12 protein-coding genes and 1 pseudogene are annotated in these 11,778 nt (G+C 63.9%); 8 read left to right on the top strand and 5 right to left on the bottom strand.

Annotation, left to right across the window (positions count from 1 at the left end; all coding sequences use genetic code 11):
* From AC5RT4_RS15750 to AC5RT4_RS15725, 6 genes are all read left to right on the top strand, one after another.
* A partial coding sequence (locus tag AC5RT4_RS15750) for a hypothetical protein (RefSeq protein ID WP_494106401.1) occupies window positions 1-223 on the top strand: 223 nt, incomplete at its 5' end.
* Window positions 224-450: 227 nt separating this feature from the next.
* Complete coding sequence (locus AC5RT4_RS15745; RefSeq protein ID WP_494039940.1) at window positions 451-1,695, top strand: PucR family transcriptional regulator; 1,245 nt, start codon at window positions 451-453, stop codon at window positions 1,693-1,695.
* Window positions 1,696-1,783: 88 nt separating this feature from the next.
* Complete coding sequence (locus AC5RT4_RS15740; RefSeq protein WP_494106400.1) at window positions 1,784-2,713, top strand: ACP S-malonyltransferase; 930 nt, start codon at window positions 1,784-1,786, stop codon at window positions 2,711-2,713.
* Entirely contained in the window at window positions 2,710-3,771 is a 1,062-nt protein-coding gene (locus AC5RT4_RS15735) for a beta-ketoacyl-ACP synthase III (protein WP_494039942.1), read from the top strand. Before AC5RT4_RS15740 ends, AC5RT4_RS15735 begins: the two co-directional genes overlap by 4 nt.
* Window positions 3,772-3,852: 81 nt before the next feature.
* The gene (locus AC5RT4_RS15730) at window positions 3,853-4,098 is read left to right on the top strand and encodes an acyl carrier protein (protein WP_009359314.1); all 246 of its coding nucleotides are present in this window, start codon (window positions 3,853-3,855) and stop codon (window positions 4,096-4,098) included.
* Between the two features lie 171 nt (window positions 4,099-4,269).
* On the top strand, window positions 4,270-5,505 hold the full coding sequence (locus tag AC5RT4_RS15725; RefSeq protein WP_494039943.1) for a beta-ketoacyl-[acyl-carrier-protein] synthase family protein: 1,236 nt from the start codon (window positions 4,270-4,272) through the stop codon (window positions 5,503-5,505).
* Between the two features lie 147 nt (window positions 5,506-5,652).
* On the opposite strand, the gene AC5RT4_RS15720 is transcribed toward AC5RT4_RS15725, so the two are convergent.
* From AC5RT4_RS15720 to AC5RT4_RS15705, 4 genes and pseudogenes are all read right to left on the bottom strand, one after another.
* Window positions 5,653-6,156 carry a DUF3145 domain-containing protein gene (locus tag AC5RT4_RS15720; protein ID WP_104042113.1) on the bottom strand — a complete coding sequence of 168 codons (504 nt, stop codon included), beginning with the start codon at window positions 6,154-6,156 and terminating at the stop codon, window positions 5,653-5,655.
* Window positions 6,157-6,416: 260 nt separating this feature from the next.
* Window positions 6,417-7,343 (bottom strand): tyrosine recombinase XerC, encoded by a 927-nt coding sequence (locus AC5RT4_RS15715; RefSeq protein ID WP_494106399.1) that lies wholly within the window; start codon window positions 7,341-7,343, stop codon window positions 6,417-6,419.
* An 87-nt stretch (window positions 7,344-7,430) separates the two neighbouring features.
* On the bottom strand, window positions 7,431-8,630 hold the full coding sequence (gene dprA / locus AC5RT4_RS15710) for a DNA-processing protein DprA (RefSeq protein ID WP_494039945.1): 1,200 nt from the start codon (window positions 8,628-8,630) through the stop codon (window positions 7,431-7,433).
* A pseudogene (locus AC5RT4_RS15705) lies at window positions 8,627-9,253 on the bottom strand (ATP-binding protein); the annotation flags it as partial. The gene dprA and the pseudogene AC5RT4_RS15705, both read right to left, overlap by 4 nt.
* A gap of 25 nt (window positions 9,254-9,278) precedes the next feature.
* On the opposite strand from AC5RT4_RS15705, the gene AC5RT4_RS15700 reads away from it, so the two are divergent.
* Complete coding sequence (locus AC5RT4_RS15700; RefSeq protein WP_494106398.1) at window positions 9,279-10,736, top strand: recombinase family protein; 1,458 nt, start codon at window positions 9,279-9,281, stop codon at window positions 10,734-10,736.
* Here the strand turns inward: AC5RT4_RS15700 and AC5RT4_RS15695 are convergent.
* The gene (locus AC5RT4_RS15695) at window positions 10,720-11,451 is read right to left on the bottom strand and encodes a hypothetical protein (protein WP_494106397.1); all 732 of its coding nucleotides are present in this window, start codon (window positions 11,449-11,451) and stop codon (window positions 10,720-10,722) included. The two genes, AC5RT4_RS15700 and AC5RT4_RS15695, sit on opposite strands and share 17 nt — an antisense overlap.
* A gap of 158 nt (window positions 11,452-11,609) precedes the next feature.
* Here AC5RT4_RS15695 and AC5RT4_RS15690 point away from each other — a divergent pair, with 158 nt between their 5' ends.
* Window positions 11,610-11,771 (top strand): hypothetical protein, encoded by a 162-nt coding sequence (locus AC5RT4_RS15690; protein ID WP_494106396.1) that lies wholly within the window; start codon window positions 11,610-11,612, stop codon window positions 11,769-11,771.
* Window positions 11,772-11,778: the final 7 nt, after the last annotated feature.

Raw genomic sequence — 11,778 nt, 5'->3', positions numbered from 1 at the left:
CGAATTCGCCACCCTCGGCGCCGACGGCTTCGGCTTCTCCGACACCCGCGCCGCAGCCCGCCGCTTCTTCAAAAACGACATCCACTCCATCGTGGTGCGTTCCCTGGAGATGCTGGCCCGCCGTGGTGAGGTCGACGCGCAGGCACCGATGAAGGCCATCGACAAGTATCGGCTGCACAACGTCAATGCCGGTTCCACCGGCAACGCCGGAGGCGAGTCCTGACACTCTCCCCGTGAACTTGTTTGCAGATACCGGGATTTGCGGGCACGTGAAGCCTCGGGAGCTGTAGGTAACTCCGGGTCAAGCAACAGACGACGGCGGCCCCTCACCGAAAGGCGGGGGGCCGCCGTCGTCTCTTTATAGGCACGGACAGGCTGTGACGCAGAACCAACGGGATTGTAGCCTTTGCACAAATGGAGCTTGCCGGGCAGTAGCCGTATGCTCAAAGAATGCCAGCACCAGCCGCCCCGTCCGCCAAGCGCAAACCGTCCCCGCCGGGCGTCACCCCGGAGAAATCCGAAACACTCAAAAAGCTGCGGGCAAACGTGGGCCAGCTTTCCACCACCACCCTGCGGGAGCTGGAGAAATCGCTGCCCTGGTACGGCCGGCTCAGCTCCGATGAACGTTCCGCTCTTGGCATGGTTGCCCAGAATGGCATCGCCGCCTTTGTCACCTGGTATGAACGCCCCAGTTCCCCCTCCTGGATCCTCACCGACGTTTTCGGGACAGCCCCGACAGAACTGACCCGGTCCATCAGTCTGCAGAAGGCGCTGCAGCTGATCCGGATCGTGGTGGAGGTGGTGGAGGAACAGGTGCCGGTCATCGCTCCGGAGGCCGACCAGCCTTCCCTGCGCGAGGCCGTACTTCGATATTCCCGCGAAGTGGCGTTTGCCGCGGCCGATGTTTATGCACGTGCCGCCGAATCACGCGGCTCCTGGGACACCCGGCTGGAAGCGCTGATCGTGGATGCCATCCTCCGCGGCGAGAACACCGACGCCCTGCGCTCAAGGATCGCCGCCCTGGGCTGGAAGGCACAGGAACGGTTCACCGTAATGGTGGGCAACTCGCCCTCTGAACCAAGCGCCAGCTATGTCAGCGAGCTCCGCCGGATGGCAGGCCGTTACGCCGAAGATGCCCTCGTGGGAATTCAGGGTGACCGCCTGATCCTGATCCTGGGCGGCGTTTCGGATCGGGAAACCGCATACGTCAAGCTCAGCGACATGTTCGCTCCCGGGCCCGTGGTGTACGGGCCCGAAGCCGGCTCCCTGCTCGAGGCCAGCGGCTCGGCCCAATCCGCCTTCGCCGGCCTGACAGCAGCCCGGGCGTGGCCCTCCGCGCCCCGGCCTGTTGCCGCCGACGACCTGCTTCCCGAGCGGGTGATTTCAGGTGATGACGCCGCCCGCCGCTCGCTGGTGAAAAACATCTACCGCCCGCTCCTGGCCGCCTCCAACGGGTTGGTGGAAACCTTGGGAACGTACCTGGAACTGGGTCATTCCCTGGAGGCAACAGCCCGGGAACTCTTCGTCCATGCCAACACGGTGAGATACCGGCTGAAGCGTGTCTGCGACGTCACCGGCTGGGACCCGCTCCTTCCCCGGGAGGCGTTTGTGCTCCAGGCCGCCCTTGTGGTTGGCCGGCTTTCCGCCCCGCCCAAAGCCGCTGTTGAGCGTCAACCGTCGCGGAACCAGCCCTGAACCGTTGTAGACTTCCTACAACCTGACCCCGTGAGCTTGGTGCGGACAAACACCGCTGAATCACACAGTAATTTGGAAAGCTGGATACGTGCTTGCAATAGTCTGCCCTGGACAGGGCTCGCAAACCCCGGGTTTTCTGGCCCCCTGGCTGGAACTGCCCCCGGTGGCAGGCCACCTGGCCACCCTGAGCGACATCGCAGGCATCGACCTGATTGCCCACGGCACCACCTCGGACGAGGAAACGATCAAGGACACTGCCGTGGCGCAGCCCCTGATTGTTGCCGCCGGGCTGGTGGCCGCAGCGTCCCTCTTCGACGTCGAACTCGGCTCCCTGCCGGTCATCCTCGCAGGCCATTCCGTTGGTGAGATCACCGCTTCGGCCCTTGCGGGCGTCCTGACGGAACAGGAAGCCATGACCTTCGTCCGGGAGCGCGCAAACAGCATGGCCGCCGCCGCGGCAGTCACTCCCACCGGCATGAGTGCCGTGGTGGGCGGGGACCCCGCCGAGGTGCTGACAGCCATCGAAGCCGCCGGCGCGACCCCCGCGAACGTCAACGGCGCCGGCCAGACTGTGGCCGCAGGCACCTTCGACCAGCTCAAGGCCCTCGCTGACAACCCGCCGGCCAAAGCCCGCGTCATCCCGCTCAAGGTGGCCGGCGCGTTCCACACCAGCCACATGTCCCCTGCCGTCAGCGCCCTCACGGAACTGGCGCCGGCGCTGAAGCCGCAGGCACCCAAGGTGCCCCTGCTGTCCAATTACGACGGCGGGGAAGTCACCGACGGTCAGGCCGCAGTTGACAGCTTGATCGCCCAGGTATCGCGTCCCGTCCGCTGGGACCTGTGCATGGAAAGCCTGGTGCGGCGCGGTGTCACCGGCGTCATTGAGCTTGCTCCTGCCGGAACCCTGGCCGGGCTTGCCAAGCGCGGCATGCCTGGTGTCAAGACCGTTGCGGTCAAGACCCCCGATGATCTTTCCGCCGCCCTGGCGCTCTTCGCAGAACTGGAGGGCAACGCATGAGCGTCCCCACACTGAAACAGGCTCCCCTTCAGGAACACACCCGCATCCTCGGCCTCGGTGCATACCGGCCGGATGTCATCGTCACCAACGAAGATGTCTGCCAGTGGATCGATTCCTCCGATGAGTGGATCCGCCAGCGGACCGGCATCGTAACCAGGCACCGTGCCTCCGCTGATGTCAGCGTCATCGACATGGCCGAGGGCGCTGCCCGCGAGGCCATGGAAAAGGCCGGAATTGAAGCCTCGGACCTCGGCGCTGTCATCGTTTCCACGGTCACGCACCCCTACGCCACGCCGTCCGCCGCGGCCAGCCTCGCGGACCGCCTTGGCGCCACCCCGGCGCCCGCCTTCGACATCTCCGCGGCCTGCGCCGGCTACTGCTACGGCATCGCCCAGGGCGATGCTCTGGTCCGCTCCGGCACCGCGAAGTACGTCCTGGTGGTGGGCGCGGAGAAGCTGTCCGACGTCATCGATAACCGGGAACGCACCATCTCCTTCCTGCTCGGGGACGGGGCCGGCGCCGTCGTCATCGGCCCCTCGGAAACTCCCGGTATCTCGCCCTCGGTCTGGGGCTCGGACGGCAGCAAGTGGGAAGCCATCGGCATGACCCGCTCCATGCTCGATGTCCGCGACCTCGGCATGGCCGCCCGGCAGTCCGACTCCACCGGAGACCTTGCACTGCTTGAGGAAGCCCAGGAGCTTTACCCCACGCTGCGGCAGGACGGCCAGACGGTCTTCCGCTGGGCAGTCTGGGAAATGGCCAAGGTGGCCCAGCAGGCCCTGGACGCAGCCGGCGTGGAAGCGGAAGACCTCGTGGCTTTCATTCCGCACCAGGCCAACATGCGCATCATTGATGAAATGGTGAAGAAACTGAAGCTGCCCGAGACCGTTACAGTGGCACGGGACATTGCCGATGCAGGAAACACTTCTGCGGCGTCCATTCCACTGGCCACGCACCGCCTCCTCGTGGAGAAGCCGGAACTGAGCGGCGGGCTGGCCCTCCAGATCGGCTTCGGCGCCGGGCTCGTTTTCGGCGCGCAGGTAGTTGTCCTTCCCTAGCAACGCCCCCACAGGCCGCAACCGCGTCCTGGACCGTTTCCGGCAGCCCCTGCCGGCAATAACAAGAAAAGGAGCCATCACATGGCTAGCAACGAAGAGATCCTGGCCGGCTTGGCTGAAATCGTCAACGAGGAAACCGGACTTGCCCCGGAGGCCGTAGAGCTGGACAAGTCCTTCACCGAGGACCTGGACATTGACTCCATCTCCATGATGACCATCGTGGTCAACGCTGAGGAGAAGTTTGGCGTGCGCATCCCGGACGAAGAGGTCAAGAACCTCAAGACCGTCGGGGACGCCGTCAGCTTCATCGCCGGAGCACAGGCCTAGTCACAGCTTCCGCCGTTTATCGGCCTCGCGGGCTGCCGGTCCGGACAGCCGGACCGGCAGCCCGCAGCACTTTTCCGGCACCCCGCTCCACGCGGGACAGTGCCGACCACCACCATGCGGGACCCTCGGGAAAACCCGGGCAGGAATCCCCACCGACGAAAGAGTGATCCCATGACACGCAAAGTAGTCATCACCGGTCTGGGTGCCACCACACCCATCGGCGGCGATGTACCCACGATGTGGAACAACGCGCTCAAGGGGGTCTCCGGTGCCCGCACCCTGGAGGACGACTGGGTAGCCAAGTACGAACTTCCCGTCCACTTCGCAGCCCGCTGCAGCACGCCCGCCGTCGACGTCCTGAGCAGGGTCGAAGCCAAGCGGATGGACCCCTCCACCCAGTTCGGCGTCATTGCCGCCCGTGAGGCCTGGGCAGACTCCGGCATCACCGAGTTCGACAAAGACCGGCTGGCGGTCGCCTTCGCCACCGGCATCGGCGGGGTCTGGACCCTGCTCGATGCCTGGGACACATTGAAGGAAAAAGGCCCCCGCCGCGTCCTCCCCATGACCGTTCCCATGCTGATGCCCAACGGTGTTGCCGCGGCCGTCAGCCTTGACCTCGGTGCCCGCGCCGGCGCGCACACCCCGGTATCCGCCTGCGCCTCCGGCACCGAAGCCATGCACCTGGGCCTGGACCTGATCCGTTCGGGCAAGGCAGACGTGGTGATGTGCGGCGGCGCCGAAGCAGCCATCCACCCGATGCCCCTGGCGGCGTTTGCTTCCATGCAGGCCCTGTCCCGCCGCAACGACGACCCGCAGGCTGCGTCCCGTCCGTACGACCTGGGCCGTGACGGCTTCGTGATGGGCGAAGGCGCAGGCGCCCTGGTCCTCGAAGCCGAGGAACATGCCCTGGCCCGCGGAGCCCGGATCTACGGCGAGCTCGCCGGCACCTCCGTTACGGCTGACGCCTACCACATCACTGCTCCGGACCCTGAGGGCCTCGGTGCAACCCGTGCCCTCAAGGCAGCCATGTTCGACGGCCGCATTCAGGCGGAGGACGTGGTCCATGTGAACGCCCACGCCACCTCCACCCCCGTCGGTGACAAGCCCGAGTACACCGCCCTTCGGGCCGCCCTGGGCAACCAGCTCGACAACGTAGCCGTATCCGCTACCAAATCACAGATGGGCCACCTTCTTGGTGCCTCCGGTGCCGTTGAGGCCGTGCTCACCGTGCTCGCGGTCTACGACCGGAAGGCGCCCGTCACCATCAACCTTGAAAACCAGGACCCGGAGATTCCGCTCGATGTGGTCACCTCCGCACGTGACTTGCCTGCCGGCAACATCGTGGCCCTGAGCAACTCCTTCGGCTTCGGCGGACACAACGCCGTAGTTGCGGTGCGCAGCGTTTAGTCTCCGGCCCGGGTTCACCCCGGTACACAACAGGAGGCCCCGCCGGCTGGCGGGGCCTCCTGTTTGCTATGGAGACTGCTTCCTGGTTCTACTGCTGCTGCTGTTGCCTGCGTTGGGGATAGACGACGGCGGCCGGCGGCCTGGCCGTCAGCCCACCTGGTGGAGCCAGCGGACAGGGGCGCCCTCGGCAGCATGGCGGAAGGGTTCCAGCTCCTCATCCCAGGCCTCGCCAAGTGCCAGGGACAGCTCGTGGTACACCGCGGCGGGATCGCCTGCGCCCGACTCGTAGGCATAACGGATTCTGTCTTCTGAGACCATGATGTTGCCGTGGACGTCGGTGACGGCATGGAAAATCCCGAGCTCGGGCGTGTGTGACCATCGGCCGCCGTCAACGCCCTGGCTCGGTTCCTCCGTGACCTCATAGCGGAGGTGCGCCCATCCCCGCAGGGATGAGGCCAGCTGGGCCCCTGTACCGGGAGCGCCGGTCCAGGACAGCTCAGCCCGGAACATGCCGGGCGCAGCAGGCTGAGGGGTCCACTCAAGATCCGTCCGCTTATCCACGACGGAGCCGATGGCCCACTCCACGTGGGGGCACAAAGCAGTAGGGGCTGAGTGAACAAACAGCACACCGCGGGTCATTGCAACAGACATTCCATCCTCCATAGCTCTAGGTACGTCTTCCCCAACGACCTCTGCCTGGATGGAACTGCTGTGCCCTGCTCTGCGGGGACTGCTCCCAGCCGGTATTCACTTGTTCAGCAATAACAGTGTCCGGACTTGCTGGTCCGCACGAAGCAAAGGAGCCTCAAGCGGGACTTGAAAGTTGCCGGACGTGACTCTTATTGTGCCGTACGCCGCGTAATTACGCCAGTGCGATTCGCACCGGCAGTATAAGCCCGCAGGGTTTGGATTCAGGCCCTGGGATGAGCCTGCTGGTAGCTTTTCCGCAGCCGGTCCACCGAGACATGGGTGTAAATCTGGGTGGTCGCGAGGCTGCTGTGGCCCAGGATTTCCTGCACGGCCCGGAGGTCAGCGCCCCCGTCCAGTAAGTGGGTGGCGGCCGAGTGGCGAAGGGCGTGCGGGCCCGACGCCGACGTGTCTCCCAGCGCCTCCAGGAGCTTGTTGACCAGCTCCCGGACCTGCCGCTGGTCCACCCGGCCGCCCCTGGAGCCAAGGAAGAGGGCTGGGCCGCTGTTGTCCCTGGCAAGCAGCGGCCGGCCGCGCCGCAGCCAGTCGTCCAGGGCCAGTGCCGCCGGAACCCCGTAAGGAACGGTGCGTTCCTTGTTGCCTTTGCCGATAACACGGAGGGTACGGCGGTCGGGGTCGAGGTCATCGATGTCCAGTCCTGCTAGCTCGCCAACCCGGATGCCTGTGGCATAGAGCAGTTCGACGATGGCCCGGTTCCGGACCGGCATCGGCTCGCCGCCGGCAGCGGCCTCCTCGAGGCTGGTGAGCAGCCGCACCAGTTGCTGTGACTGCAGGACACCGGGCAGGCTCTGTTCCCGTTTGGGGGCCTTGAGGCGCAAAGCGGGGTCCAGGTCGATGAGCTCTTCCCTGAGGGCCCAGGCCGTAAAGGAACGGGCGGTGGCAGCCCGGCGGGCAAGAGTGGAGCGGGCAACACCAATCTGGCTCTGCGCACCGAGCCAGCGACGGAGGGTTCCGAGCTCAAGGTCCTTCAGCCGGGTGGCACCTTCGGAGGCGGCATGGGCGAGGAGGCTGCGCAGGTCCCCCAGGTACGCCCGCAGGGTATGGGCGGACATGGCCCGCTCCCCCGACAGGTATTTGGAGAAGGCATCCAATGCCTGACTCAGCTCCGGCGGCAGTTCCTGGTTCTCCACGTTTCTACTGTCTCAGCTGTTGGTCCGGTTCGGATGACTGACACGGTACGTCCTGCGCGGCGTCGCGTCCCGCCCTTGACCAGCTTTTCAAGCTGTCCCCTTGCCCCGCTTCCAGCCGCCTTTCTCGGACACAGCCAACCCAAGCAGCCCGAGCCGGCCCAGCCCGGCGCGGACGGACTCGTTGCTCAAGCCGGCGACGGAGCATAGTTTTTCTACCGATGTGGTGGAGCGAAGCGGCAATGCATCCAGCAGGATCAGATCCTCCAGGGTCAGCCCGTCCTGGACTTCCGCTGCAACCCGGCGCGGTTCTGGCAGCCCGCCTCCACTGGGCGCTGCAAGTTCAGCGATTTCTGCGGCGTCAGTAACGCAGATGGCACCCCCGTCCCGCAGCAGCCGGTGGCAGCCGGCGGAGTTGGCACTGTGGACAGAACCGGGGACAGCCCCGACGGCGCGGCCGAGCGTTTCGGCATGGTGTGCGGTGTTCAGCGCCCCGGACCGCCATCGGGCCTCCACCACGACGGTCACTGCGGACAGAGCCGCGATGAGTCTGTTCCGTTGAAGGAAGCGGTAGCGGGTGGGGGCCGAGCCCGGCGGAACTTCCGCGATCACCGCCCCCTGGTTGCAGACGGCGCGGAGGAGGTCCTCGTTGCCCGACGGGTAGAAGCGGTCTACGCCCCCGGCCATCACGGCAATGGTTGGCATGGTGCTCGAACCGCCCGCCAGTGCGGCACGGTGGGCATGCGCGTCAATGCCGTAGGCTCCGCCGGACACCACGGTAAGGCCGCGCTGCGCGAGGGAGTAGGCGATGTCCCCCGTCACCGACGCACCGTAGCTGGTGCTGTCGCGGGACCCTACCAGGGCGATGCACTTGTCTGCGGCGGGAAGAGGCTGCTCGTGTCCCCTCCACCACAGGCAGATCGGTTCCTGAATTCCAAGGTCGGCCAGCTGCACCGGCCATAACTCGTCTGAGGGGATGATCAGCCTGCCGCCCAGCCGCGCCACGGTGGCGAGGTCCCGTTCCGGGGCGAGGTCCGGGATCCGCGGCTGCCAGCGTTTTATCGCTGCCGCCATCCCGGCCCAGCTGGTAGTGGAACCACTGTCCGCGAGCAGCGCGGAGACTTCCTGTTCCAACCCCGGCCCGGCTGCCACCTGGCCGGTGGCTATCCGGAGAGCGTCCACTGCCCCGCATACCTGCACGAGGGCCAGGCCTGCTGCGTCCTGGGGCTCCATGAGCCGGGCAAGCGCCGCACGGGAAAGTCTCTCGGTGTCCACTGCCGTTCCATTCATGCGGCCACCGCCGCTGCCTGCCGCAGGCCCAAAGCTTGCCCTATATCGTTTGTGTCCGGCCTTTCCCGATGCCCAAGGTCCGCCAGCGTCCAGGCAAGGCGCAATACACGGTCATAGCCACGGGCGGTGAGGACACCGCGCTCGAGTGAATGGTCGAGAATGCGGGTGGCGGCCGGAGCGAGCCGCAGTTCTCCGCGCAGCACCCGCCCCGGCACCTGCGAGTTTGTTTCCAGTCCGAGGGGCATCAACCGTTCAAGCTGACGTCCGCGCGCATTTCGGACGCGGGCGGCAACGGAAGCGGTATCCTCTTCCACGCCCGCTTGACCAAACTCAGCCAGGGATACCCGCTCTACCTGCAGCTGGATATCCACCCGGTCCAGCAGTGGCCCGGACATCCGGGCCAGGTACCGCCTGCGCATCATGGGGGTGCAGGTGCAGTCCAGCCCTTTGCCGGAGGCCTTGCCGCAGGGGCAGGGGTTGGCTGCCAGGACCAGTTGGAAGCGGGCAGGGTAGGCAGCTGTTCCTGCGGATCGGTGGATCACCAGCTCACCGCTTTCCAGGGGCTGGCGCAGGGCATCGAGCACCCGGCGCTCGTACTCGGGTGCCTCGTCAAAGATATTGACGGGATACCCCGGAGGCTTCATAATCATGCACGGAACTGAATATATGCAGAAGCAGCGATTCGCCATCTACAGCAGAATTAGCCGCGACCGAGTGGGCGCGGGCTTAGGCGTGGAGCGGCAGCAAGAGGATTGCGAAGCCCTCATAAAGCAGCTCGGCGGCACAGTCGTCGTTGCATATTCGGACAACGACATTAGTGCCTATTCAGGCAAGCATCGCCCCGGTTACGAAGCCCTGCTGCAGTCAATCAAGAATGGGGAGATAGACGCCGTCGCCGTCTGGCACCAGGACCGTCTACTCCGCCGCACGATAGATCTCGAAATCTACATTGATGTGTGCCAGCCGCTAAACGTGGCTACTTATACCGTCAAAGCCGGCCGACTTGATCTTGCTACCCCGTCCGGGCGGGCCGTGGCGAAAACCCTCGCTGCCTGGGCTTCCTATGAGGTCGAGACATCAACCGACCGCGTGAAAGCCGCGAAACTCCAGGCAGCCAAAGCTGGCAAGAGCAGCGGTGGCAACCGCGCCTACGGCTGGAACCAGGACGGCATGACGCTCAACGAATTGGAAGCGCCCATCGTCAAGGAGATAGTAGAACGCTTCATAGGTGGTGATTCATGGCGCACCATTGCCCTCAACCTGAACGAACGGTCTATCCCTACCGCCAAGGGAAAGATGTGGTCAGCTATCAATGTCAGCAACGTCGCGAAGTTGAAGCGGCACTACGGCATCCGAGAGCACAACGGTCAGGAGTACAAGGCGGCCTGGACTCCCCTGCTGAGCCGTGAAATCTCGGATGAATTGCAGCTTGCCATCAAGCGGGGTCAGGCCATCTATGGCAAGCGCTCCTACTCTCGGAAGCACTTGCTCACTGGCTTCGTCTTCTGTGGCAAGTGCGGCGGACGCATGAAAATTATCAATGCTCAGCAGCGAGACGGCAGCTACTCCCCTGCCTTTAGTTGCCGGAAGTTCGACCACCGCGGCGTCGAAGTTGGTTGCGGCAATGTGAAGCGCAAGAAGGAACCGGTAGAAGATCTGGTTATTGAGTGCCTGATGTACCGCCTAGATACTCCCGATCTCAGCGCCATGCTGGAGAGCAGTAAGGGCGATACCCAAGAACTCAAGAGTCTGTTGCGTGAGCACGAGACTCAGGGCATACGTCTGCAGGAAATCTTGAACCTCTACTCAACCGGTGAGATGACCTTTGACGAGTACAAGGTAGCGAAGACGACAGCTTCAGCGCGCTTAGAAGAGCTTGGTCGTGAGCTGGAAAGAAGGTCGGGCACAAACAAAACCAGCCTCATCCCGGTTGGACAGAGCGTCCGTGATGCGTGGGATAAGGCTGGCCTTGAGTGGCGTCGTCAGTTGCTCGATGCCGTTGTAGAGAAGGTGCTGATCTACCCGAAACAGAAGGGTGACGGTAAGGCTCGATACAAGCAGTGGATCTTCAACCCTGAAAGAGTCGAAATTAAGTGGAAGGCTTGAAACCGGTTAGGTTGAGGAGGATGTTCTGCTGCTTCAGGATCTCCTCAGTAGAGCTGTACCTGTAGAGCAATTCCCCGTGCTCCTTGCTCAGAGCGGTCAAGGCATCAATGGTCTCGTCAAGCCGGCGGCTGATTGCAGCAATAGAGCCTTCGAGCTCCGCCACTTGCCCACGAAGCTCTGCTACTTCAGTTTCAGCGGCTTCCCGCTCTTCGGATCGAAGTTCTTCCAACTTGGCTACCCGCTCACGGAGCACCTGAATATCAAGGTCCCTTGAGGTGTCTTCTTCCTCCTCCAATTCCTTACGGCGCTCAATCTGCTCTTCGGCCAGCTCGAAGCACTTGGCAAGAATTTCGAGTCCTTCAACCTCGTAGCGCATGAGCGTACGAGCGCTAATTTTCCCGTTCTTCCTGAGGAAGGCTTCTCGCCGCTCGGTAAGGTTGGGCGGCGGACCTTCAGTGCTGATGGAGCCTGAGAGGCCCAGGGCATTACCGGCAGCCCCCACATAAATGTCATCTTCCGGCAGCAACTCGAAGGTCCGCTCCAAAATTTCTCTGAACTCTTTGAGCTCATACTGGTCATCCACCAGAAGCGCCTGGCGGAGAGCAACCTGGCCGCCCTCCTCGTCGTCTTCATACTGCAAGAGCCCGGACCCCTTGCATAACTCCCGCAGCGCTTCGACGCGCCGCCTGTGCTTGTCCTCGATCTGCAGCACCACTTGTCCTCCTAGGTAGGGCTTGCTCGTGTTGCCAGTCTACCTGCCAACAGACCTGACACAAGACCTGCCACGACAGTTGACAGCACTTTGGCAAGTGGCCTACGTTTGAGCCACAGCTTCAAATCAGGAGCTACTCGGCAAGGAAAAGGGAGTTTGAAATGGAGCTTCTAGTGAACGAGATCGCGGCCTTTGATTTCGGGAGTTACTTCACCGTCATGGCCGTCTTGAGTCCGCCGGTCTTCTGGCTGGCGGTCAAGTGGTCCAAGTGGAACCACCGTCGCTACGTCATCAGCCAAATGGAAAAGCAGTTCGAGGACTAGGAGCAAA

The organism is Arthrobacter sp. sptzw42, from assembly GCF_059089685.1.
Note: the sequence above shows the minus strand (reverse complement) of the source record. Positions and strands in the feature narration are given on the sequence as shown.